23 protein-coding genes and 1 pseudogene are annotated in these 24,058 nt (G+C 61.8%); 17 read left to right on the forward strand and 7 right to left on the reverse strand.

The annotated features are described in order from the left end of the window. The first annotated feature begins 361 nt into the window (after positions 1 to 361). The 4 genes from NH14_RS17445 (at position 362) to NH14_RS17460 (ending at position 5,384) form a co-directional block, all read left to right on the forward strand. On the forward strand, positions 362 to 1,510 hold the full coding sequence (locus NH14_RS17445) for an aromatic ring-hydroxylating oxygenase subunit alpha (RefSeq protein WP_052147956.1): 1,149 nt from the start codon (positions 362 to 364) through the stop codon (positions 1,508 to 1,510). Position 1,511: 1 nt separating this feature from the next. Then, positions 1,512 to 2,972, forward strand: a complete 1,461-nt coding sequence (locus NH14_RS17450) for an NAD-dependent succinate-semialdehyde dehydrogenase (RefSeq protein ID WP_035525155.1) — start codon at positions 1,512 to 1,514, stop codon at positions 2,970 to 2,972. A gap of 158 nt (positions 2,973 to 3,130) precedes the next feature. Beyond that, entirely contained in the window at positions 3,131 to 4,093 is a 963-nt protein-coding gene (locus tag NH14_RS17455) for a PDR/VanB family oxidoreductase (RefSeq protein ID WP_035525152.1), read from the forward strand. A gap of 235 nt (positions 4,094 to 4,328) precedes the next feature. Continuing rightward, positions 4,329 to 5,384 carry a PAS domain-containing protein gene (locus NH14_RS17460; protein WP_035525150.1) on the forward strand — a complete coding sequence of 352 codons (1,056 nt, stop codon included), beginning with the start codon at positions 4,329 to 4,331 and terminating at the stop codon, positions 5,382 to 5,384. Between the two features lie 96 nt (positions 5,385 to 5,480). Here NH14_RS17460 and NH14_RS17465 read toward each other — a convergent pair whose 3' ends face one another. The 3 genes and pseudogenes from NH14_RS17465 to NH14_RS17475 form a co-directional block, all read right to left on the reverse strand. Beyond that, positions 5,481 to 6,560: a tartrate dehydrogenase gene (locus NH14_RS17465; RefSeq protein ID WP_168727147.1), complete on the reverse strand. Its 1,080-nt coding sequence runs from the start codon at positions 6,558 to 6,560 to the stop codon at positions 5,481 to 5,483. 208 nt (positions 6,561 to 6,768) lie between these two features. After that, positions 6,769 to 6,960 (reverse strand): annotated as a pseudogene (locus tag NH14_RS17470) (FAS1-like dehydratase domain-containing protein); the annotation flags it as partial. 25 nt (positions 6,961 to 6,985) lie between these two features. After that, positions 6,986 to 7,153, reverse strand: coding sequence for a thiolase C-terminal domain-containing protein (locus tag NH14_RS17475; protein ID WP_407947151.1), 168 nt, complete (start codon positions 7,151 to 7,153; stop codon positions 6,986 to 6,988). 331 nt (positions 7,154 to 7,484) lie between these two features. Here NH14_RS17475 and NH14_RS17480 point away from each other — a divergent pair, with 331 nt between their 5' ends. The 9 genes from NH14_RS17480 (at position 7,485) to NH14_RS17520 (ending at position 15,945) form a co-directional block, all read left to right on the forward strand. Continuing rightward, on the forward strand, positions 7,485 to 8,684 hold the full coding sequence (locus NH14_RS17480) for a tyrosine-type recombinase/integrase (protein WP_035535191.1): 1,200 nt from the start codon (positions 7,485 to 7,487) through the stop codon (positions 8,682 to 8,684). A gap of 147 nt (positions 8,685 to 8,831) precedes the next feature. Further along, on the forward strand, positions 8,832 to 9,713 hold the full coding sequence (gene sapR / locus NH14_RS17485; RefSeq protein WP_035535194.1) for a sap1 transcriptional regulator SapR: 882 nt from the start codon (positions 8,832 to 8,834) through the stop codon (positions 9,711 to 9,713). Between the two features lie 5 nt (positions 9,714 to 9,718). Further along, positions 9,719 to 10,285, forward strand: a complete 567-nt coding sequence (gene ddpX / locus NH14_RS17490) for a D-alanyl-D-alanine dipeptidase (RefSeq protein ID WP_035535197.1) — start codon at positions 9,719 to 9,721, stop codon at positions 10,283 to 10,285. Between the two features lie 69 nt (positions 10,286 to 10,354). Continuing rightward, a complete protein-coding gene (locus tag NH14_RS17495; protein ID WP_035535200.1) occupies positions 10,355 to 11,962 on the forward strand; it encodes an ABC transporter substrate-binding protein in 1,608 nt (535 codons plus the stop codon). A gap of 71 nt (positions 11,963 to 12,033) precedes the next feature. Further along, complete coding sequence (locus NH14_RS17500) at positions 12,034 to 13,044, forward strand: ABC transporter permease (RefSeq protein WP_407947152.1); 1,011 nt, start codon at positions 12,034 to 12,036, stop codon at positions 13,042 to 13,044. A gap of 58 nt (positions 13,045 to 13,102) precedes the next feature. Continuing rightward, entirely contained in the window at positions 13,103 to 14,017 is a 915-nt protein-coding gene (gene nikC, locus NH14_RS17505) for a nickel transporter permease (RefSeq protein WP_035535206.1), read from the forward strand. A 1-nt stretch (position 14,018) separates the two neighbouring features. Further along, positions 14,019 to 14,912, forward strand: coding sequence for an ABC transporter ATP-binding protein (locus NH14_RS17510; protein WP_035535209.1), 894 nt, complete (start codon positions 14,019 to 14,021; stop codon positions 14,910 to 14,912). Continuing rightward, positions 14,909 to 15,676, forward strand: coding sequence for an ABC transporter ATP-binding protein (locus NH14_RS17515; RefSeq protein ID WP_035535212.1), 768 nt, complete (start codon positions 14,909 to 14,911; stop codon positions 15,674 to 15,676). The genes NH14_RS17510 and NH14_RS17515 overlap by 4 nt, the downstream gene beginning before the upstream one ends. Positions 15,677 to 15,768: 92 nt before the next feature. Next, the gene (locus NH14_RS17520; protein WP_161790908.1) at positions 15,769 to 15,945 is read left to right on the forward strand and encodes a hypothetical protein; all 177 of its coding nucleotides are present in this window, start codon (positions 15,769 to 15,771) and stop codon (positions 15,943 to 15,945) included. Between the two features lie 42 nt (positions 15,946 to 15,987). Here NH14_RS17520 and NH14_RS17525 read toward each other — a convergent pair whose 3' ends face one another. The 4 genes from NH14_RS17525 to pdxR all read right to left on the reverse strand — a co-directional run bounded on the left by NH14_RS17525 (position 15,988) and on the right by pdxR (position 18,804). Continuing rightward, positions 15,988 to 16,128: a hypothetical protein gene (locus NH14_RS17525; protein WP_161790909.1), complete on the reverse strand. Its 141-nt coding sequence runs from the start codon at positions 16,126 to 16,128 to the stop codon at positions 15,988 to 15,990. A gap of 246 nt (positions 16,129 to 16,374) precedes the next feature. Then, on the reverse strand, positions 16,375 to 16,656 hold the full coding sequence (locus NH14_RS17530; protein WP_035535215.1) for a hypothetical protein: 282 nt from the start codon (positions 16,654 to 16,656) through the stop codon (positions 16,375 to 16,377). A 222-nt stretch (positions 16,657 to 16,878) separates the two neighbouring features. Continuing rightward, positions 16,879 to 17,259, reverse strand: coding sequence for a hypothetical protein (locus NH14_RS17535; RefSeq protein WP_052148629.1), 381 nt, complete (start codon positions 17,257 to 17,259; stop codon positions 16,879 to 16,881). 138 nt (positions 17,260 to 17,397) lie between these two features. Then, on the reverse strand, positions 17,398 to 18,804 hold the full coding sequence (gene pdxR / locus NH14_RS17540) for a MocR-like pyridoxine biosynthesis transcription factor PdxR (protein ID WP_035535236.1): 1,407 nt from the start codon (positions 18,802 to 18,804) through the stop codon (positions 17,398 to 17,400). A 94-nt stretch (positions 18,805 to 18,898) separates the two neighbouring features. Here pdxR and NH14_RS17545 point away from each other — a divergent pair, with 94 nt between their 5' ends. The 4 genes from NH14_RS17545 to NH14_RS17560 all read left to right on the forward strand — a co-directional run bounded on the left by NH14_RS17545 (position 18,899) and on the right by NH14_RS17560 (position 24,053). Then, complete coding sequence (locus NH14_RS17545; protein WP_035535217.1) at positions 18,899 to 19,315, forward strand: cupin domain-containing protein; 417 nt, start codon at positions 18,899 to 18,901, stop codon at positions 19,313 to 19,315. Between the two features lie 29 nt (positions 19,316 to 19,344). Beyond that, the gene (locus NH14_RS17550; protein WP_035535220.1) at positions 19,345 to 19,800 is read left to right on the forward strand and encodes a carboxymuconolactone decarboxylase family protein; all 456 of its coding nucleotides are present in this window, start codon (positions 19,345 to 19,347) and stop codon (positions 19,798 to 19,800) included. Positions 19,801 to 20,307: 507 nt separating this feature from the next. After that, the gene (locus NH14_RS17555; RefSeq protein ID WP_035535225.1) at positions 20,308 to 21,468 is read left to right on the forward strand and encodes a porin; all 1,161 of its coding nucleotides are present in this window, start codon (positions 20,308 to 20,310) and stop codon (positions 21,466 to 21,468) included. Between the two features lie 209 nt (positions 21,469 to 21,677). Then, positions 21,678 to 24,053, forward strand: coding sequence for a carbohydrate-binding family V/XII (locus tag NH14_RS17560; protein ID WP_052148631.1), 2,376 nt, complete (start codon positions 21,678 to 21,680; stop codon positions 24,051 to 24,053). The last annotated feature ends 5 nt before the right edge of the window (positions 24,054 to 24,058 follow it).

Below are 24,058 nucleotides of genomic sequence, written 5' to 3' on the forward strand. Positions count from 1 at the left end.
CCACGCGGTTCCGCCCGCCACGCCGGTCCCGATACCAGAAGTTCCAGTTTCCTGACACGGCGCGGTTATCCTACGGTTAACATCAAACTATCAGTTAACAATGGTACGCAGCCTGGAGGGTTTCGTCTCACTATCGCATTCTCCTATTGACGTCGACCGGAAAAGTGCACTCGTAATGCGCTCGATCAGTTCCCGTTGATTTCAAACAGTAAGGATAGGCGTTCCGCATCAAATCATAACCGCTTTAGGACCACATCGAGGGATAACCCTGATCAACTCCCAGCGAGATTTCTCTTATATTTCCGTTAACCCATAGTTTTGTTGTAACTACCAGTTAATCACACCCAGTACGACGGACCCCATGACTTATCTCCCGATCGAATTCCATAAGAAACCCGAACTTCCCAAGCTGCCGGCTGACTTCTGCGCCAACCCGGAGCTTGCCTGGACCATCCCGGCGAGCTACTACACGTCCGAGTCGGTCTACAAGGCTGAAGAAAAGAAGATCTTCGAAAACGCGTGGATCTGTGTGGCGCATCGCAGCGAGCTGGCCGAGACGAACGCCTACGTGACCCGCGAGGTGGTAGGCGAGAGCATCCTGCTCGTGCGCGGCAAGGACAAGGTCCTGCGCGCCTTCTATAACGTCTGCCCGCACCGCGGCCATCAGCTGCTCGAAGGCAGCGGCAAGGCAAAGAACGTCATCACCTGTCCGTACCACGCCTGGGCGTTCAAGCTCGACGGCGCACTCGCGCACGCCAACAACTGCGACCACGTGGAGTCGTTCGACAAGGAGAATTCCACGCTCGTGCCGGTGCGCGTGGAAGAATACGCGGGCTTTGTGTTCATCAACCTGAACCCGGACGCCGAAGGCGTGGAAGCACAGCTGCCCGGCCTCGAAGCGAGCCTGCGCAAGGCGTGTCCGGTCATCGACGACCTCAAACTCGCCGCGCGCTTCGTGACCGAGACGCCCGCCAACTGGAAGTCGATCGTCGATAACTACCTCGAGTGCTACCACTGCGGCCCGGCGCACCCCGGCTTCTCCGACTCCGTGAAGATCGACCAGTACACGCACACGCTGCACGGCAACTGGACGGTGCAGTTCGGCCACGCGCAGTCGTCGGAGCGCTCGTTCAAGCTCGATCCGTCCATCAAGGACCCGAGCTTCAGCGGCTACTGGGCATGGCCGTGCACGATGTTCAACGTGCCGCCGGGCGGCGACTTCATGACGGTCATCTACGAATTCCCGATGAGCGCCGAAGTCACGCTTCAGCACTACGACATCTATTTCCTGAACGACGAGCCGACCGAAGAGCAGCAAAAGCTCATCGAGTGGTATCGCACCGTGTTCCGTCCAGAAGACCTGCGCCTCGTGGAGAGCGTGCAAAAGGGCCTGAAATCGCGCGGCTATCGCGGGCAGGGCCGCATCATGGTCGACAAGCAACGCAGCGGCGTCAGCGAGCACGGCATTGCGCACTTCCACAACCTGCTCGCTCAACAGTATCAGGACTGACATGAACTCACCGCAAAATCCCGGCCTGTTCCGCCAGCAGGCATATATCGACGGCCAGTGGCGCAACGCCGACGACGGCGCCACGCTCGACATCACCAACCCCTCGACCGGCGAGCGCATCGCAAGCGTACCGAACATGGGTGCGCCCGAAGCGCGCGCCGCCATCGAGGCCGCGCACCGCGCCTTCCCCGCATGGCGCGCCACCACTGCCAAGGAGCGTGCGCGCCTGTTGCGCAACTGGTTCGAGCTCATCATGGCGAACCAGGAAGCACTGGCCGAACTGATGACGCGCGAGCAGGGCAAACCGGTCGCCGAAGCGCGCGGCGAGATCGCCTATGCCGCTTCGTTCATCGAGTGGTTCGCCGAGCAAGGCAAGCGCATCGACGGCGACGTGATCCCGAGCCCGAACCCCGACCAGCGTCTCGTCGTGACGAAGGAGCCGATCGGCGTGTGCGCCGCCATCACGCCGTGGAATTTCCCGGCCGCGATGATCACCCGCAAGGCCGCTCCGGCGCTGGCCGCCGGCTGCACCATGGTCATCAAGCCCGCCAACGAGACGCCGTTTTCCGCGTTCGCGCTCGCAGCGCTTGCCGAGCAGGCCGGCATTCCGGCCGGCGTGATCAACATCGTCACGGGCAAGTCGCGCGAGATCGGCCTCGAAATGACGTCGAGCCCGCTCGTCAAGAAGCTCACGTTCACGGGCTCGACCGAAGTGGGCCGTCTCCTGATGCGTCAGTGCTCGGACACGGTCAAGAAGGTTTCGCTGGAACTGGGCGGCAATGCACCGTTCATCGTGTTCGACGACGCGGATCTGGATGCCGCCATCGAAGGCGCACTGGTCTCGAAGTACCGGAACGCGGGTCAAACCTGCGTCTGCGCGAATCGCTTCTACGTGCACGACTCGGTCTACGACGAGTTCTGCCGCCGCTTCGCCGCGCGCGTGGCCGCCTTCAAGGTGGACGACGGTTTTGCCGAGGGCGTGAATATCGGCCCGCTCATCACCGAAGCGGCGCGCGACAAAGTCGACGGCCTCGTGCGCGACGCCGTGGCGCAAGGCGCACGCGTGGTCACGGGCGGCACGCCGCACGCACGCGGCGGCAACTTCTACGCGCCCACCGTGCTCGCCGACGCGAAGCCCGGCATGGCCGTGCTCTCCGAGGAAATCTTCGGGCCGGTCGCGCCCATCGTGCGCTTTTCGAGCGACGCCGAAGTCGTGCAGCTCGCGAACGATTCGATCTACGGGCTCGCGGCGTACTTCTACAGCCGCGACATCGGCCGCATCTGGCGCGTGGCCGAGCAGCTGGAGTACGGCATCGTCGGCATCAACACGGGTCTGATCTCCAACGAAGTCGCGCCGTTTGGCGGCGTGAAGCAGTCGGGCATCGGCCGTGAAGGCTCGAAGTACGGCATCGAAGATTTTCTGTCGATCAAGTACCTCTGCATGGCAGGCGTCGGGCGATAACACGCCGACTTTCGGGCGGGTGCGGTCCGCGCCGCATCCGCTCCTTTTTCCGGATTCAGAATCAACCGCCCGCGCAACCTGTACGGGCAATAACGAAGCAACCTCAGGCCACGCCCACGCTCTTTCGAGCGGCACAGCCTGGGGCAAAGGAAGGCACCATGAACGCCCGCGAATCGATCACTGTCGACGTTGTCGCCGTCGAGCAACTCACCCCGCTCATCAAGCGCTTCACGCTCGCGCTGCCCGATGGCGCACCGATGCCGTCGTTCAGCGGCGGCGCCCACGTGCTCGTCTCGATGCAGGACGGCGATGCGTGGCACCACAACGCCTATTCGCTGCTGAGCTCGCCGCACGACACGCGCCAGTATCAGATTGCCGTGCGCCGCGAAGAAGCCTCGCGCGGAGGATCGGCGTTCATGCACGACAAGGTGGCGGCCGGCACGCGCCTCGCCATCGGCTCGCCCGCCAACCTGTTCGAGCTGGCACCCGGCGCGAAGCGCCATGTGTTCATCGCGGGCGGCATCGGCATCACGCCGTTTCTCGCGCAGCTCGCCGAGCATCGCCCCGAGGATCTCGAACTCGAACTGCATTACGCGTACCGCAGCCCCGAGCACGCAGCCTTCGTCGACGAGCTGAAGGCTGGCCCGCACGCGGCCAGCGTGCACTGCTACGTGGATAGCGAAGGCCAGCGCCTCGACCTGCTCAAGCTCTTCAAGGGCCTGCCCGCCGACGCGCATGTGTATGTGTGCGGCCCTCAGGGCCTGAACGACGCCGTCTACGCGAATGCCGCGCTGCTCGGCTGGCCGAAGGCGCAATTGCACTCGGAGCAGTTCGCGGCCACCGATACCGCCGGCAAGGCCTTCACCGTGGTGCTCGCAAAGAGCGGCATCGAGCTCGAAGTGGGCGAAGACGAGACCATCCTCAAGGCCATCGAGCGCGCAGGCGTGACGGTGGAATCGCTGTGCCGCGAAGGCGTGTGCGGCACCTGCGAAGTGGCGATCCTCGAAGGCGAAGCCGATCATCGCGACCAGTATCTCGACGACGAGGAAAAGGCCGCGCAGAAAACCATTTTGCTGTGCGTCTCGCGCTCGCGCACTCCGCGCCTCGTGATCGATCTGTAGATCGAGTTGCAAACCGACACGGAAAGGAACCGCACAGGACGGCTTCCCGCGAGGCCGCGATAGCGCTCCATGAAACGGCTACAGTGCCGATCCGTTAAACTACCGGTGGCATATGTCGCGGCCCGATCGACGGCTCGCGGCATATGCCGCCTTTTTTGTTTGCCTTGCGTCGTTTTTTGTCGCCTGAATTTCACCTGCCCAGTTTGACCGCGCGATTCGTCATAGAGGGAAATGGATGTCCGAGGATACGTTCGCGTTTCGTCTGAAAGTGCTGCTCGAGCACAAGAAGCTGAGTTTGCAGCAAGTGGCCGACGCCGTCGGTATTTCGCGCCCCGCCGTGCACAAGTGGACGCGCGGCGGCGAGATCGACTACTCGAATCTGCGCCGCCTCGCGGCGTTCCTCGATGTGAACTGGGTCTGGCTGCGATACGGCGACGATGCCGTAAGGGACCTGGGCCTCGCGGGCACGACCGAGCTGCCCATGACCGACCTGCGCCGCCGCTACACGGCCGAGATCGTGTCGAACGAAGCGCGCATGAAGCAGGCCCAGGAGTCGACGGGCATCGTCACATGGGAATGGAATCTCGTTACCGATGAACTCATCTATTCGAGCAACTGCGCGCAAGTCTACGGCCGCGAGATCCATAGCAACGAAGAGTTCTGGGAAATCCTGCATCCCGAAGACTCGGTTTGGCTCAACGACGAAGCGATGAAAGAAGTAGTCGCCAGCAAGGCGCCGCGCGTGTGGGACTTTCGCATCATTTTGCCGGACGGGCAGACGCGCTGGATCGAATCGCGCCTGGCCACCCTGCTCGACGATGCGGGGCGTCCCCTGCGGGTGGTGGGCACGACCATCGACATCAGCGCGCGCAGGCAGGCGGACTTTGCGCTACAGCGGAGCCTGCAGTTGCTCAACGACGCCGCTCGCATGGCGGGCTTCGGCGCATGGCGCTGGCTGCGCGCGCAAGACGAGATGATCGTCTCGGACGAGTGGTGCCGTCTCTTCGGCGTCGATCCCGCGCAGGCGCCGCGCCATTACGTCGAACTTTCGCGGCACATTCATCCCGACGACCGCGCGGCACGTGAGGCGGCGGTCAACGATGCGCTCGCGCACCGCGGGGATTATCGCGTGCTGTACCGCGCTTGCCTGCCCGACGATACGTCGCGGCTCGTGGTGGAACAAGGCCAGGCGCGCGTGGCGCCGCATGGCGAAGACGTATGGCTCACGGCGCTCAGCCGCGCGGCGCAGCCCGCCGACATGGCGCCCAATGGCGCGGCGGCCGGAAACTGAGGGTTTGGAGCGAGGCCGTCGGGTCGAGCCCGAATCGAACTCCAATCAAGCGCGAGGATTGAGCCCGGGCTGAGCTGATCCCAGGCTTACATCACCTCACAACGCGGCGGCCACTGCCTTGCCCACGTCCGCTGTCTTCGCCGCACCGCCCATGTCAGGCGTGCGCGGGCCTTCCACGAGCACCATCTCGATCGCCCGCATGATCGCGTCGTGGGCAGCCTTGAACTGTGCGTCGCCGTTGCCGAGGAACTCAAGCATCATCGCGCCCGACCAGATCATCGCGATCGGGTTGGCGATCTCTTTGCCGAAGATGTCCGGCGCCGAGCCATGCACCGGCTCGAACAGCGACGGGAACTTGCGCTCCGGGTTCAGGTTCGCGGAAGCGGCCAGACCGATCGTGCCCGTGCACGCGGGACCGAGGTCGGAAAGAATATCGCCGAACAAATTCGATGCCACGACCACGTCGAAGCGGTCCGGCTGCAGCACGAAGCGCGCGCTCAGGATGTCGATGTGCTGCTTGTCCCACTTCACGTCCGGGTAGGCCTCGGCCATCGCGGCCACGCGCTCGTCCCAGTACGGCATGCTGATCGAGATGCCGTTGGACTTCGTGGCCGCCGTGAGCTTCTTGCGGCCGCGCTGGTTCGCAAGCTCGAATGCGTATTTGAGAATGCGGTCCACACCGTGGCGGGTGAACACCGCCTCCTGCAGCGCGAACTCGCGCTCGGTGCCCTCGAACATCTTGCCGCCCACCGAGGTGTATTCGCCTTCGGTATTCTCGCGCACCACGAGGAAGTCGATATCGCCGGGCTTGCGGTTCGCGAGCGGGCAGGGCACGCCGGGCAACAGGCGCACCGGGCGCAGGTTCACGTACTGGTCGAATTCGCGGCGGAACTTGAGCAGCGACCCCCACAGCGAGATGTGATCAGGCACCTTGTCGGGCCAGCCCACGGCGCCGAAGTAAATGGCGTCGAAGCCATTGAGCGTGGCGAACCAGTCGTCCGGCATCATCTTGCCGTGTTCGAGGTAGTAATCGCAGCTCGCCCAGTCGAAATGCGTGAATTCGATGTTCAGCCCGAACTTCGCTGCTGCGGCCTCCACCACCCGCACGCCCTCGGGCATCACTTCCACGCCAATGCCGTCGCCGGGAATCGCCGCGATCTTGAGGGTCTTGCTCATGTCTCGTTCTCCGTTGCCACGCACGCCAGGATTGGCGTGCGTTCGATGACTGCAAGGATGCCTCAAAGGACGCCCGAAATAAGCCCCCATTGGCGTAGAAACATTGAACACGAATTGTGAATAATCGGGGCGGCGTAGCCATCCACGTGATATCGATTTGGGCAGCGTCCCGCAACGCCCCGGCGCGCGAACCGCGTCGCGCCAGCTACTCGAATTCGAGCGAGAACAGGAACGTGGGCGGCAGCGGCAGGGCGGGGTGGCCCACGTCGCGCGCAGCGGATTCGTCGAAGTAGACGGGGTTAGTCTCGCCGATGGCCTTCACAAAAAAGCGCAGGCGGCCCGGCTCGGCTAGCGCGCGGAACGCGGGCAGCTTGCGGCCGATATGTTGCTTGTCGATCATGTCGATGGCTCCGTGCAGTACGCCGTCAAATCGATTTGTAGACCGTCACGACGCCAGCGCCGCAAAGGCCCACGTTGTGCGCGAGCGCGACGCGGACGCCTTCGACCTGGCGATCGTCGGATTTGCCGCGCAACTGCTGCGTGAGTTCCATGCCCCACGCGGACTTCGGGCTGTAGCGAGTGTGAATGGTCATCGGGAGTCTCGGAGGCATCGGGTGTTGTAGCGCGAAAGCGCCGGGATTGCCGCTCGAACGGCCGGATGCGATCACGGTACGGCGGTGGAAAACCGGCGGGTACTACCCACACTGGGGTGGGCAGGGAAATCCTGAGCCGTCGTGCGTTTCGGTGGGCTGCGCCGCACCGGATTTGCGGGAATCGACTGCTCGGCCGCAGAATTAATAATCTAACGTAATACGCTAAATTATCAACTTACCACTTCATATACACGACATTAGTACTATAATGTCGTGTATCGTTTGATCTTCAAAATTGCAGCCGTGCGCGCCCAGCCGGAGCCTTCCAGCCGTGAAAAACACCGATCTCGCCACCATCCAGCCTGTCGAATCGCTCGTTGTGCCGTCCGCGCTCGATGGCCGCGATGGCAGCAACCGTGGCGTTGCCGAAAACAGCCAGCTCGCGGCAAACAACGATCTGGACGCCTTGCGCGCGTGGCTCTCGAACTACGCGGACACCAAAACCACCTTCGACAACTACCGCAAGGAAGCCGAGCGTTTGCTGCTTTGGGCCGTCGTGCAGCTGGGCAAGCCGTTTTCCTCGCTCACGCACGAGGATCTGCTGCTGTACAAGACCTTCCTCACCGACCCGCAGCCGGCCAGCCGCTGGGTTTCCGCAAACGGCGGCAAATATGCGCGCAGCGACGAACGCTGGCGTCCGTTCAATGGCCCGCTTTCGCCAGCCAGCCAGCGCCAGGCGCTCATCATCCTTAACGCGATGTTCACATGGCTCGTCAACGCAGGCTACCTGCGCGGCAATCCTATGGCGCTCCTGCGGCAACGCACGAAGCGCTCGGCGCCGCGCGTGACGCGCTATCTGTCCACCTCGCTGTGGGACGAAGTCAAGGTCTGGGTTGAGCAACTGCCGCTGGAATCCGAAGCCGAGCGCAAATATCACGCGCGCTGCCGCTGGCTCACCACGCTGTTCTATCTCCAGGGCATGCGCATTTCAGAAGTCGCGGGCGGCCGGATGGGCGACTTCTTCCGGCGTCTTGGCGCCGACGGCCAGGATCAGTGGTGGCTGGAAACCGTGGGCAAAGGCGACAAGGCGCGCATCGTCCCCGCTTCGCCTGAATTGATTGCCGAGCTGCGCCGGTACAGGATCGCGAACGGGCTGCCCGCCCTGCCCACGCGCGCCGAGGAACTGCCGCTCATTCTCCCGTTCAAGGGCACCGCTCGCTGCCTCTCGCGTTCCGCCGTTCACGACGCCATCAAGGGCATTTTCGGGGGCGCTGCCGCGTGGCTGCGCGACAAGGGTCCGGAATTCGCCGATCGCGCCGACGAACTCGACCGCGCATCGGCACACTGGCTGAGGCACACCGCCGGTTCGCACCAGGCGGACGGCGGCGTGGACCTGCGCACGATCCGCGACAATCTCGGCCATGTGTCGCTCAACACCACCAGCCTTTATCTGCATGCCGAAGACGATGAACGCCATCGCGAAACGGTGGACCGTCACCGCATGAACTGGAGCGGGCATGAGAAGAAGTGAGAACGGCGCGATAGCGCCTTCTCGCTATTGATCTTCGCGATCCAATAAAAAAATCAAGTTAGCACTCGCTTTATTGTCCTTGTCATATACATACCAGTACGCCGAGCAATGACAGATAACTAACTAGAAAACCGGAAACACGACTCGATGTCCACCGCATTCGCTCATACAGTCGAAGCGAGTTTTGCAACGCTCACGCCTACGGCCAAGCGCATTGCCAGTTATATGCTGGCGAATCTGGAGCGCCTCGGCCTGGAGACGGCGGATCAGATCGCGCAACAGACGGGCACGAGCGGCATTTCGGTCGGGCGCTTTCTGCGCAGCGTCGGCTATCGCAATCTCGACGACCTGAAGCGCGAATTGCGCGGTGCACAAGTACGGCCATGGTTCATTACTGATCGCCTCGACGCCTGGCGCAGCGAGCGCCGCGACGGCTACGCGAACGGCGTGGAAAATCCGGGTGAAACCGCGCTCGCGCACTCGCTCGATCTCGAGATCGATGCAATCCGCTATGTGTACCAGCTTGCGCTAGGCGATACATTCGCCCGCGTCGCACAGCGCATTGCCACTGCGGATGCCGTCTTTATTCTCGGCATTCAATCGACGCGCGGCATTTCGAATGCGTTCTACAGCTACCTTGAGTATCTGCGGCCACGTGTGTTCTTTTCCGACGGCATGTCTGGTTCGTATGTGGAGTCGCTGAATTCGGAGTTCGCGTCGCCGTATCTGATCGTCACCGACACGCGTGCCTATTCGCGCATTGCCCGCCGCTATTGCGAGGCGGCGGCACGGCGCGAATTGCCGTTCGTGCTCGTCACCGATCTCTATTGCCCGTGGGCGCGCGACTTCGCCTGCGATCTGCTGCAAGTGAAAACGGATGTCGGTCAGTTCTGGGATTCGCTGGCGCCGCTCACTTGCCTGTTCAACCTGCTGATTACGTCGATTGTCGGGCGGCTTGGCTCCTCCATCGACAAACGTATCGCGCACAGCCGCGAGCTGCAACGCGAACTCGATCAATTCGATCTTTGACAATCATGACCGGCACACCGCACCTCATTCACATCACACCGGAAACGCATGGCGTCGAACTCGACCTCGTGTATGCGACCGATCGCAATTTCACCGGCAAGGTGATCTACAAGGAAGCGCACGCCCTGCTGCTCGCGCCCGCTGAAGCCCGATTGCGCAAAGCCGTCGAGCTTGCTGAAAGCGTCGGCATGAAGCTGCGTATTTTCGATGCGTACCGTCCGCCGCAAGCACAAAAAGTTCTGTGGGATTTTCTGCCCGATCCCACGTATGTCGCAGAACTTGGCCGAGGCTCGAACCATAGCCGGGGTACGGCGCTCGATCTCACCTTGATCGACAGCGACGGCGAAGCGCTCGACATGGGCACGGGCTTCGATGCAATGATCAAGGCGTCCGAGCACTTCCACCGCGGCTTGCCGCAGCATGTGCAGCGCAATCGCTTGCTGCTGCTCGGCATCATGCATGCGGCAGGATTCACGCATATTCCAGGCGAATGGTGGCATTACGAAATTCAGGATTCACGCTCGCTGCCCATTATTGACAATAGCGAAAGCGGCCCCCTGAAATTGATGTAATCGCGTTCTGGTTCTTTGCTGTCCGTTTGCGGGTTTCTCACCGATTTTCCCTCTCGATACGGATCGAGTATGAATCTGGTTTTGCGCAATGCGCTGGCGGCAGTCGCGGTCGTGTCCGCACTGACGCTTACGATGACGACAACAAGCACTGCAATTGCGGCGACGCCGAAAGACATGCTGGTGATCGCCACCACGCTCGACGAATTCTCGACGCTCGATCCCGGCGAAGTCTATGAGCTCGTGCCGGAAGAATATGTCGCGAATACCTATGACCGACTGGTGCGCGTCGACCTGAAAGACCCGGCGAAATTCAATGGCGACGTCGCGCAATCGTGGACGGTAAGTCCTGATGGGCTCACCTTCACGTTCAAGATTCGCCAGGGTCTCAAGTTCCACTCGGGCAATCCTCTCACAGCCGATGACGTCGCGTGGTCGATCCAGCGCTGCGTGCTGCTCGACAAAGGCGCGGCGGCCGTATTGCAAGGCATTGGCCTGACCAAAGAAAACGCGCTGAAAAACGTCAAGAAGATCGACGACTCGACCGTCAGCGTTACGACCGACCAGAAATACGCGCCCACGTTCGTGCTGAACGTGCTGGGTGCGTGGCCCGCATCAGTGCTCGACAAGCAGCTCCTGATGTCGCATCAGAAGAGCAACGATTTCGGCAACGAATGGCTGCGTACGAACGAAGCGGGCTCTGGCGCGTACAAGCTCGTCAAATGGACGGCGAACGACAGCATCATCTTGCAGAAATACGACGGCTACCGACTGCCGCTCGCGATGAAACGCATCGTGATGCGCCATGTGCCGGAAGCCGCGAGCCAGCGCCTGCTGCTCGAAAACGGCGACGCGGACGTCGCGCGCAATCTGAGCCCCGACGATCTCGCCGCATTGACCAAGGCCAACAAGGTGCAGGTGATGTCGGTGCCGCAAGCGACGTTGCTCTACCTCGGCCTGAACGTGAAGAACCCGAATCTCGCGAAGCCGGAAGTACAGGAAGCCATGAAATGGCTGATCGACTATGACGGCATTCAGAAGAACGTGACGAAGAGCACGTTCAAGGTTCATCAAACGTTCCTGCCCGAAGGTTTCCTCGGCGCGTTGAATACCAATCCCTATCATCAGGACGTTGCCAAAGCCAAGGCGCTGCTCACCAAAGCGGGCTTGCCCAATAGCTTCAACGTGACGATGGATGTGCGCAGCGCTTACCCGTACAATGAAATTGCGCAGGCCGTACAAGCGAATCTCGCGCAAGGCAGCATCAAGGTCGAGATCATTCCGGGCGACAACAAGCAGACGCTCGCGAAGTATCGTGCGCGTCAGCACGATATCTATATCGGCGAATGGTCGGCGGATTACATCGACCCGCACAGCAATGCGCAGGGTTACGCATGGAATCCGGACAACTCCGACAAGTCTGCGTACAAAATGCTCGCATGGCGTAATTCGTGGGACATTCCCGATCTGACGAAACAGACCAATGCGGCGCTCGCCGAATCGTCGACGGCCAAGCGCGCGCAACTCTATCAGGCGATGCAGAAGGAAATGCTCGCAAAGTCGCCGTTCGTCATCATGTTCCAGCAGGTGTCGCAAGTGGCGATGCGTCCGGACGTGTCGGGCCTCGAAGTCGGTCCAATCAACGATCTCGTGTCGTATCTGCATGTGAAGAAGCAGTAAGCACGCGAGACATGTCGACAACGATCACTCCCATTGACCGGATACGCGCTGCCTCCGCGCGCAGCGCGACAATGCGCTGGACGTTGCGCGCTCTGCGCTGGGCGCTCACGCTCGCCGTCACCTTCACGGGCTTGCTGGCCGTGACCTTCGTGATCGGCCGAAAGGTGCCGATCGATCCCGTGCTCGCAATACTCGGCGACCGCGCGTCGGCGAGCGCTTATGCGGCCGCGCGCATTCAGCTCGGACTCGACAAGCCCCTTGCCGAGCAGTTTTTCATCTACGTGCGCGCGGTGCTGCACGGCGATCTTGGCGTATCGCTGCTGACAGCGAATCCCGTGATCGACGACATCAAGCGCGTTTTCCCGGCCACATTGGAACTCGCGACGCTGTCGACGATCATCGGCGTATTGGTCGGTGTGCCGCTCGGCGTGATTGCGGCGACACGGCACAACCGCTGGATCGATCACGTCGCGCGTTTCATCGGCCTGATCGGCAGTTCAGTGCCCGTGTTCTGGCTCGGTCTGATGGGACTGCTGTTGTTTTATGCGAAGCTGCATTGGGTGTCGGGACCCGGAAGAATCGACCCCGTGTTCGATGGCATGGTCGATACGCACACGGGCAGCCTGTTGATCGATTCGCTGATCGCGGGGGAATGGGATGTTTTTTTCAATGCACTGTCGCATATCGCGTTGCCCGCTGCGATATTGGGTTATTACTCGGTCGCCTATTTGAGCCGAATGACGCGCTCGTTCATGCTCGACCAGTTGAACCAGGAATACATCACGACGGCACGCGCAAAAGGCTTGTCCGAGCGGCGAGTCGTCTGGGTGCACGCATTCGGCAATATCGCGGTTCCGTTGATGACGGTGATCGCACTGTCGTATAGCTTTTTGCTCGAAGGCTCGGTGCTCACCGAAATCGTATTCGCGTGGCCGGGCATCGGTTCGTATCTGACGGGCGCGCTGCTCAACGCCGATATGAATGCCGTGCTCGGCAGCACGCTCGTGATCGGCATGACTTTCATTGCGTTGAACCTGCTGACGGATGCGCTCTATCGCGTGTTTGATCCGCGCGCCCGCTGATGCAACGGAGATTTGCAACGTGCGTCCACCTGTTGAAACTTCAACGCAGGACTTGCCGATGAACGCGCCTCGCCCAACGTGGAGAGCCTGGCTGCTGACCGATACGCCAGCTTCGCGCAGGCAGGCGGCGCTCGGTCTTGCGTATCGGCGCTGGCGGCGCTTCTCAGGTAATCCGCTATCGGTGTTCGGTCTGGCGATTCTCATGGTGCTCGCGATCGTCGCCGTCATCGGCCCCTGGATCGCGCCGCATGATCCGCTCCGGCAGGTGTTGTCCGACCGTCTGCTGCCGCCCGGTTCGGCCGCTCATTGGCTTGGCACCGATCAGCTCGGGCGCGATATTCTTTCGCGCATCATGTACGGCTCGCGCCTGACGCTGTCGATTGCGATCCTGGTTGTCGTGGTCGTCGTGCCGATCGGCTTGATGATTGGCACGACGGCGGGCTTCTTCGGAGGCTGGGTCGATAACGTGCTGATGCGCGTGACGGATATCGCGCTAGCGTTCCCGAAGATCGTGCTCGCACTCGCATTCGCCGCGGCATTGGGCCCGGGTGTGTTCAATGCGGTGATCGCGATTTCGATTACCGCGTGGCCCGCGTATGCGCGTCTTGCACGCGCCGAAACATTGAGGCTCGTGCAAGCCGATTTCATACACGTCGCACGGCTGCAAGGCGCGTCGAAGCTGCGCATTCTGCTGCGCTATATCGTGCCGCTGTGTTCGTCGTCGGTGATCGTTCGCGCGACGCTTGATATGGCGGGCATCATTCTGACCGTCGCGGGCCTTGGTTTTCTGGGGCTCGGCGCACAACCGCCTAGTCCCGAGTGGGGCTTCATGGTCGCGTCGGGCCGCAACGTGCTGCTCGACGCGTGGTGGGTGGCGACAATTCCGGGCTTCGCGATTCTGCTCGTGAGCCTCGCATTCAATCTGCTCGGCGACGGCTTGCGCGACGTGTTCGACCCCCGCCATGGAGACTGATATGGGCACGAACGCAACGCCCTGCACAACGCGCTCGCCTCTCTGCGAGATCGACGATCTGCGCATCGCATTTCGCACGCACGACGGCACGCTGAACGAAGCCGTGCGCGGTCTCTCGCTGACGCTGAATAAAGGCGAGCGGCTTGGCATCGTCGGTGAATCGGGTTCGGGCAAATCGCTGACGGGCCGCGCGCTGCTCGGACTTCTGCCGCCTGCCGCGCATTGCACCGCGAAAACGTTGCGCTTCGACGGAAACGATCTGCTGAATATGCGTGCCGACAAGCGCCGCCGTCTATGCGGTCAGCAAATGGGCATGATCCTGCAAGATCCGAAGTACTCGCTGAACCCGGTAATGACTGTCGCGCAGCAAATGCGCGAGGCGTTCGCCCTGCATGATCCGAAGCTCAACCGGCGTGCGATGCGTGAGAAGATCATCGCAGCGCTCGAGGCGGTGCATATTCGCAACCCCGCGCGCGTCGCGGATTCATATCCGCATGAGCTTTCCGGCGGTATGGGACAGCGCGTGATGATCGCGATGATGGTATCGACGGGACCACGTCTGCTGATCGCCGATGAGCCGACCAGTGCGCTCGACGTGCTCGTATCGATGCAGGTGCTTGCCGTACTCGACGAAATGATCGCCAAACACGATACCGGTCTCATTTTTATCAGCCATGACTTGCCGCTCGTGATGTCGTTCTGCGATCGTGTGGTGGTGATGTACGCGGGGCGAGTCGTCGAAACTTGCGCGGCGCGCGATCTCGTGCATGCGCAACATCCTTATACGCGCGGGTTGCTTGCCGCGAATCCGCCGCTTGCCAATCCGCCTGCCGAATTGCCCGTTTTGTCGCGCGATCCTGCATGGCTCAACGACACGCAAGGAGCGTCCGCATGATCGATGTCGATGCGTTGACAGTGCGCTTCAAGACGGTCGCGGGCGTAGTCGATGCGGTCCGCGATACGAGCTTTCATGTCGCGCAAGGCGAAGTGTTCGGGCTCGTCGGCGAGTCGGGTTCCGGCAAGTCCACCATTCTTCGTGCGCTAAGCGGATTGACGCCTGGCGCGCAAGGCACGGTGCGCATTGCGCAGCAAGCCGGCGTCGCGCAAAAGTGCGCTGTGCAAATGGTGTTTCAGGATCCATACGGCTCGCTGCATCCACGCTTCACTGTCGATCAAACGTTGCGCGAGCCGTTGCGTATCAACGGCATTGGCCAGCATGAAGAACGTATCGTCAATGCGTTGCGTGAAGTCGGGCTCAATGCTTCGTTTCGATTTCGCTATCCGCATCAGCTATCGGGTGGGCAGCGGCAACGCGTGGCAATTGCGCGCGCGCTGATCGTCGAACCGCGTGTGTTGCTGCTCGACGAGCCGACATCGGCGCTTGATGTCTCCGTGCAAGCTGAGATATTGAACTTGCTCAAGCGCCTGCATCGCGAACGCAACCTGACGATGATTCTTGTCTCCCACAATCTCGCTGTCGTGAGCTTTTTGTGCTCACGTGTCGCGATTATGCGCAACGGCCAAATTGTTGAAGAACTCGATGTGGAGAAAATCAGGGCACAACAAGTCGATAACGAGTATTCACGCAGCCTGTTGCTCGCGACCCATGGCTATCAGCGCAAGGCTGTCGACGCGTTGGGTATCGATACGGCTCTTTAAAGGCCCTCAATATCGCGCATACGTAAAGCGCTTTCTGGGCTGCCATTTGCAACGCTCTCAGCGAGGCTTCAGGCGATTCGGGTTGGGCCTTCGTGCTCGAACTCAATCATCCGTTCAAGCTGGGCAAGGTGTGGCTGCAGTCGATCACGCCGTATGTGACGTTCGACGTGGCGCGCGTGTATCTGCATGCGGGCATGCCCTCGCCTTCGCGGCTTTCGTCGGCTTCGGCGGGGTTCCGGATCGCGGACGGCAAGTACTACAGCGTGTGAATGCTACGTTCTCGTATCAGCTCAATTGATCGGCGCAAATGATTAGCATGTCAAATCATTGAGCGCCGATGCGCTGCCGACAGTCGGAATTTCATGGGGAGGCGCCGTCTTGAGCACGACCATGAGCGTCACGAGCAGTATGACCGCAATGGTCAGCAGGATTGTCATCGCGAACCGCTTCATCGTTCCATCCCCTTCGAATTGAACTCGTGGTTCATGAGTCCTGTGAATTCGAAATCGTATCAAGGACGGTTCAGGAAGAGAGTCAAAAATGGTCAAGTGTGCTTCAGCATCCGATGTGCTCGGTTCGCGCCAGGCGCGCGTTTCCCATAGCGGCCGTAAGCAGCGGCCACAGTCCATGGTGACCATGCCCAGCGACTGGGCCGCCTGCTTCGGCCCGATCGCAATCGCCGTGGCACAACCGTTCGTTTACGCCTGCTGTGAAGTCGTCAGCTTTAAATTCGGCCGCAATTCATGCGTGACGGACTCTTGTTGCCCCTTGCGGTGATCCGATACCTGTTCGATCCCCGCCTTCAAGACCTCTTCGCAGAACGCAATGCGCAAGCGATAATATTCGGCCTGCAATTGCGCATCCAAAACCCTCTGCTCGGCCTGAAACAGCGCCATGCGCAATTCGCCCAACGCACGTTCAGCCTGCTTCTCCGGCGTTGCGGCATGATGGGCAATCAAGTTTGAAAGCCAGTGCAACATGGATAAGCCCTCCTGTTTTCGATTCGACAATCGCACAAGCCGGGGCGCGGATCAGCCCGAAGTGATACTGCAGAAAAGGCTAACAGAGTCGAATGAAAGCAGTGAGTGCACTAACGCACGTGTTGTATAAACGATGAAAGTCGCTTATGGGCGCATTATCGAACCCGTAATTCGGGCCGCAACGAACCAGACGGTCCACTGCAGCCCATAGCCCCCACAGGGTTACCACCGATAGCCGATACCGCCCGAGATGATATCGGTGTCGCGGTTATAGCTCGTCACCACGCGATTCCATTCCAGCCGCGCATCCCAGTGCGGGCTGAAACGATAGGAGTCGGCAATCGTGACGATCCCCGAGAATGTGCCTGCGCCCGGCCCCGGCGAGGGGCTGTTCTCGTTTTCATCGATTGCGTAGTACGCACCGGCGCCCACGCCCAGCGTCACGGCGTCGTTGAGGAACGCGCGCGTGAGCCAAAGCTGGCTGGCAATGCCGTCGCGCCGGGCGATCGCGCTACTGCCTTCGTGGATGTAGCCGACCGTCCAGTCCACATATTTCGCGAGGCCACATACGTGCGCGGCGTTGCATTCGCGGCCGGTTCCCATCGATCGACTCGAAGGGCTTCATCAACGTGGACTCCATGAATTCCTTGCAATAAAAAATATATCGCCTTTCTGGCGGCTTACAAAAAACTGCGCGCAGGGTAGCACGGCACATCGACAATCGGTGCGGATGGTTACCACTCACGCGTGCCGTCGTATCACGTCCCGCAGTCGATCGCAGTTTCTGGCGAGGTTGCGCTCCGGCGATGTCGCAATACCCAGCAACAGCCCCGATCGCGCCTGCGCCGGCGATATATACCAGGGCGACAACGGCGCGGGACCCAGTCCGAACGCCAGCAATTCCCTGAAGATGGACACGTCCGGCGCGCCATCGGGCAGGCGCACGAGCACCGCCAGGCCGGCGGCTCGGGTCTCGAAGCCGCGCTCGTCCAGACATGCGAGCAAGGTCTCGCGCTGCGCGCAATAAAGCCGCTTCAGGCGGCGCAGATGGCGCAAGTAGTGGCCCTCGCGCATGTACTGCGCCGTTGCGAGCTGCACCGAAGGCCACGGCGCAGGCGCGAGACAAGCCGCCACCTCCGCGAACCGCGCCGCGAGCGGCAGGGGCGCAACGACGAATCCCAACCGCAGCGCGGGGCTGAGCGTCTTGCTGAAGGAGCCGATATGAATGACACGCTGGCCGCGATCGAGCGACGCGAGCGCGGGCGCAGCGCGCGCATTCAGTTGCAACTCGCTTAGATAGTCATCCTCAATGATCCACGCACCCTGCTTCGCTGCCCAGTCGAGCAGTTGCAGCCGTCTTGCGAGGGACAGCGTCGGGCCCAGTGGCGCCTGCTGCCCTGGCGTCACGACGGCAAGCGCCGCGTCGGGTGCATGCCTCATGCCGTAATCGACATCGATACCTTCCATGTCCACCGGCACCGGCGCGAGTTCGAGCCTCGCGAGTTCCAGGCCGTGCCGCGTGAACGGAAAACCGGGGTCTTCGAACCAGGCTTTGTGTCCATCGAGGCCGAGCACGCGCAGCGTCAGTCCGAGACCGCCGCTGAACCCGCTTGTGACGATGATCTGCGCGGGCGAACACGCCATGCCGCGCGCGATGGCCAGATACGCGGCGATCTCACGCCGCAACTCCGGCTCGCCGCGCGGGTCGGGATAGCCGACCGAGGCGCTCGACTCGGCGCGCAGCGCGAACGAGCGCACTTTGGTGAAGAGCCGCGCGGGGAGCGTTGCCTGGGCGGGCACGCCCATCTGGAAGATGGCCGGGCCGGAGGTGAGCTCCCGATACATCTCCATGAACGACCCCGGATCGCTGCGCTCCTCCGCGACAGGCGCGGCGGGCGGCCGGTCCGCCACACGCGTTCCGGCCGCCCGGGAAGCGACGATCAGTTGAGCGTCGGAGAGCCGCTCGTAGGCGAGGCGCACCGTACCGCGCGCCACGCCCAGTTGCGCGGCAAGATCGAGCCACGAGGGCAAGCGGGCACCGGGCGCGAGCACCCCGCCCTCGATGGCAGCACTGATTGCTGTGCGGATCTGCTCGGCCAGAGGCGTTTTCGCGGATCGGTCGAGTGCGATTTCGAGCGGTTGGGACATGGGTTCATGGTACATAAAAAATGTTCATTTCTGGTGCTTTCTTGTGGCCCAGCGCCCGGCCACAATAGCTCTGGTCACAAGGAGAGAACCTGTCATGAAGATTCGAATCGCACTCGGCACGGCCTGCGCGGCGCTCGCTCTCGGCGTCGCCGCGCCAGCCATCGCGCATGACGACGGTGCCACCGTCACCCCCAATTTCGAGCACGCCCTTCCCAACCTGCCCGGCAAGTCGTTGACGGCCGTGGTGGTCGACTATGCCCCGGGCGGCGCCTCGCCGCCGCACGAACATGCCAGGTCGGCATTTATCTATGCTTATGTCGTTTCGGGCGCAATCGAGTCGCAAGTGGACGACGGCCCCAAACGCATCTATCACGCCGGCGAAAGCTTCTTCGAAGCGCCGGGCGCCATTCACCGCGTCAGCCGCAATGCGAGCGCGACCGCACCCGCGAAGCTGCTTGCGGTGTTCGTCGTCGATACCGGAGACAAGGTTCTGACCACGCCGGTCAAGTAAGCCGGTCCAGCAGTCACAGGAGAACACTCATGAGCAAACGTCTCGATTACAACCAGATCGCACCCGCGGGCGCCAAGGCGCTTGGCGGCGTCTATGGCTACATCATGCAAAGCGGGCTTTCGCCCGTTCTCGTCGACCTGGTGTACCTGCGGATCTCGCAGATCAACAACTGCGCCTATTGCCTCGACATGCATACGCGCGACCTGCTGAAAAAAGGCGTGAAAGTGGAAAAGCTGGCGCTAGTGCAAGCGTGGAGGGAGGCCGGCCATCTGTTCGATCCGCGCGAGCGCGCGGCGCTGGCGTGGGCCGAGTCGGTCACGCTCGTCGCTCAGACGGGCGTTCCCGATGCGGCGTACGACGAAGTCCGCGCGTTATTCGATGAGCGCGAACTCGTGGACCTCACGATCGCCATCGGCCTGATGAACACGTACAACCGCATGGCGATCAGCTTCCGCAACACGCCTCAAGCCGTGCTGGAGCAATGAATCTCCGCAGCGCCTGGGAAAAACAGGCGCAAACTCTTCGGCTGCCCTTGAAGTGGACTTCAACGCTCATCAGCCGGACGGCCAGTTGTTGCTGTATGTATAAATATTTTCTGTGGTCTTTGACAAGAATTCGTATTTTTGCGATCGATTCGGAACAATTCCGATGACGAGGCAAATCTCAATCATTTAAATATATTACGCTCAATGATTTGAATCAAATCATTGAAACCAAAATTCTCAAAATCTTGATAAAGCCATTGAGAACCCATTCTCAAATGGATATACGAAAATAAAAATTTCCATTTAAAATTAAATGGTTATGACAAGTCCATGTGATCCCCGCCAGAGCCCATATCACCAATATCCATCTCTTTAAATTGGTGCAAAGAGGAATTCATCGACGCTCCGTAGCTGGCATTTCAACGGATATGTATAGTCCGGTTCCCGCATAGACGACCTATGTGCTTATTCTCCATTCGGCAATCGTCATTCAGATACGAGCGATCCATGAAAAAGACTTATCTTCTTGCGGCTACTGTTGCCGCAGCCGCCGGCACTGCCCATGCCCAGAGCAACGTGACGCTTTACGGCCTCATCGATGCGGGTTTGACTTACGTGAGCAACGAGGCGAGCACTTCTTCGCCGATGTCGCCGAACGGCCTGACTGGTGGCAAGGCCGTGTTCGGCATGACGGGCGGCAACGTCCAGCAAAGCCGTTGGGGTCTGCGCGGCGTTGAGGATCTCGGCGGCGGCCTGAAAACGGTCTTCAATCTCGAAAGCGGCTTCAACGTAACGAACGGTAAAGCCGTGAACAGTTCGCTGTTCAACCGCCAGGCCTATGTCGGTCTCTCGAGCCAATACGGCACGGTGACGCTGGGCCGCCAGTACGACTCCATGGTCGATTACGTCGCGCCGATGTCGGCAACCGGCGCCTGGGGCGGCACCTACTTCGCGCACCCGGGCGACAACGACAACCTCAACGGCTCGTTTAGCCTCAGCAACACCATCAAGTACCAGAGCACGAACTACGCCGGCTTCTCGGCAAGCGCCCTGTACGGCTTCTCCAACAACGCAGGCTTTGCCGACAACCGCGCCTATAGCGCGGGCATGGGTTACACCAACGGCGGCCTGCGTCTGGGCGCGGCCTACCTGCAGCTACAGGGCCTCAACGCCAACAACGCCAACGGCGCGGTGCAGAATCTGCCGGCGTTCACGACGGCCAATCTGCCCGGCGTCCAGAATCAGCGCACCTGGGGTCTTGGCGCGAGCTATGCATTCGGCCCGATGATCGTCGGCGCCGTGTTCACGCAGACCCGCTTGCAGGACAAGATCGCGGATGCGTCGGTGCGCTACAACAACTATGAAGTCAATGCCCGCTATGATCTGACGCCGGCATTCTACCTGGGTGCGGCCTACACCTATACGCAGGGTCTGCGCAACACGCCGGGAAGCGGCGACACCAACAACCGCTCGGCGCACTGGAACCAGTTCGGCCTTCAGGCTGACTACTCGCTGTCCAAGCGCACGGACCTCTACGCCGAGAGCGTGTTCCAGATCGGCGCCAACAATGCGGAGGGCACGAACGCCGCGCAAATCAACGGCACCGGCGCGCCTTCCACGAGCCGCAGCCAGGTCGTGGTGACCACGGGGATCCGGCACCGCTTCTAAGCGCTTCCAGGCATTGCCGATCGCTACAATCACGCCGGACGTGGCGGCGGCCCTGCCGCCACGTCTCGCACCAATGACCTTCGGCAGTTGCGCTTGCTCCTGCCGCTATTGCGACGCCAGCTCAGGAGCGCCAGTTGATTTCAACAAAAGCGAGTCGAGTAGTTGAGCCACACCGTGTAAAACCCGCATGCGCCACGGTTTTGGCCGCCATGCTGGCAATCACTGCACTGACATGGAATGTGCCCGAGGCACGTGCAGCCAACACCACGGCAGCGCAGACGCAGTCCGCCAATCAGCACGACTGGCCGCGCACGCTGGAGAACGGCGCCGTACGTATCGAGATGTTCCAGCCGCAGATCGAGCAATGGACCGGCAACCGCATCGCGGGCCGCGCGGCTATCGCCGTTGGCGCGTCGAACGGCACACCGACCTACGGCATTGCTCATTTCTCGGCGCTTGCCGATATCGACAAGGCCGCCGGTCTCGTGCAGTTGACGCAAATCCAGATCGCCTCGGTCGAAGTGCCGACGGACAAGAACATGGCCGAGCGCGTCAAGGGAGCATTGGCCGCTCACATTCCCGCCGGCGGCATGACCGTTTCGCTCGACCAACTGCAAACGAGCTACGCCGCGTCGCAAGGGCTCGAAAAATCGATGCGCGTCGCGGTCAAGAACGACGTGCCGCAGATCGTCTTCACGGACACGCCCACAGTGCTGGTCCTCGTCGATGGCGCACCCGCCTGGCGCCCGATTGCCGACACCGGCTTCTCGCGCGCGATCAACAGCCGCGCGCTGCTGATGCGCGATGCAAGCGGCGCGGTCTACGTGCATGCAGCAGGTTACTGGTACGCGGCGCAGGACCCGAACGGCCCATGGCGGCAAGTGGCCAGTCCGCAGCAAGCGCTGCTTGCAGCGGCGCAAACGAGCGAAAAGCACACGGCCGCCGACGCCATGTTGCCGTCAGGCGGCAAGCCCGCCGTGCCGCCGCCGGCCTTGATGCTCGCCACGCAGCCCACCGAACTGGTCGTGACCAACGGCGCCGCACAGATGTCACCGGTCGCGGGAACCAACCTGCTGACGATCACCAATACCGATCACGCGGTCTTCGTCTATCCGCCCACGAATACGTATTACCTGCTGATTTCGGGCCGCTGGTTCCGCGCGGCCTCGACGAACGGTCCATGGAGCTGGGTACAGGGCAGCGACCTGCCGCCCGACTTCGCCAGGATATCGACGCACGACCCGAAGGCCAACGTGCTGGTCTCCGTGCCGAACACCCCCGAAGCGAAAGAGGCAGCGATAGCCGCGACGATTCCGCAGACAGCGACGGTATCGCGCTCGCAGGCCAAATTGACGGTGAACTATGATGGTGCGCCGCGCTTCCAGCCGGTGTCGGGCACGTCGCTCAACTACGCCGTCAACACGGCCACGCCCGTGATCGAAGTCGATACGTCGAACTTCTACGCCGTGTCCAATGGCGTTTGGTTCGTCGCTGGCTCGGCGCTCGGGCCGTGGACGGTCGCGACCGCGGTGCCGGGCGTCATCTACACGATACCGGTCAGCAGTCCGATTCATTACGTCACGTACGTGCAGATCTATTCCTATACGCCCACCTCGGTCGTGGTGGGCTACACGCCCGGCTACATGGGCGTCGTGATCAGCCCGGACGGCACCGTGGTGTACGGCACCGGCTATGTCTATCCGGCGTATGTCGGCGACGTCTACTACGGCTATCCCGCCACCTATGGCTACGGCGCGGGCTTCGCGCTGGGCACGGCGGAAGGCTTCGCCTTCGGCTTCGCGGCCGGCGCGATCTGGGGCTGCGCATCGCCCTACTGGGGGCCGTATTGGGGCGGCTACTGGGGTGGCGGAAGCTGGGGCAGCGTCAACATCAACCAGACGAACTTCTATGGCCGCTGGGGGCAAGGCACCGTGACCCACGCCGCGGGCTGGAACGGCTGGACCGGCACGCAGTGGCGCGGCGCAGCGGGTGCGGGCTACAACCCCGCAACGGGCGCCCACTATCGGGGCGCCGCGGGCGGCGCGTTCAATCCGTACTCGGGCAATTACGCGGCGGGGCACCAGGGCGCTTACAGCAATCCGGTGACCGGACGCCAGGCTGCGGGCCGGGGCGGCGTGGTCGGCAATCAGTACAACGGCAACTACGCGGGCGGGCGCGAGGTCGCCGGCTACAACCCGAACACCGGCCGTTCGGGCGCCGCGGAGGTCGGCGTGGCGGGCAATACCCAAACTGGCCAGCATGAAGCAGAAAGCCGGGGCTACGTAACGAACCACAACAATGGCAACACCGTCGCCTGGAACAACGGCGACGTTTATGCGGGCCACGACGGCAACGTCTACCGGCATACCGCCGACAACGGCTGGCAACAGCACACGTCAAACGGCTGGCAATCGACGCAGCCAAGCGGCGATCTCGGCAACGACCTCAATCGCCAGCAAGGCGCGCGCGATCTCGGCGAGCAGCGCTTCGGCGGCGGTGGCGGCTTCGGTTCGCGCGGGATGGGCGGAGGCGGAATGGGCGGCCGATTCGGCGGCGGCGGCTTTCACGGCGGCTTCCGGCGCTGAGCGCG

Origin of the sequence: Paraburkholderia sacchari (genome assembly GCF_000785435.2) — a bacterium.
Lineage (GTDB): Bacteria > Pseudomonadota > Gammaproteobacteria > Burkholderiales > Burkholderiaceae > Paraburkholderia > Paraburkholderia sacchari.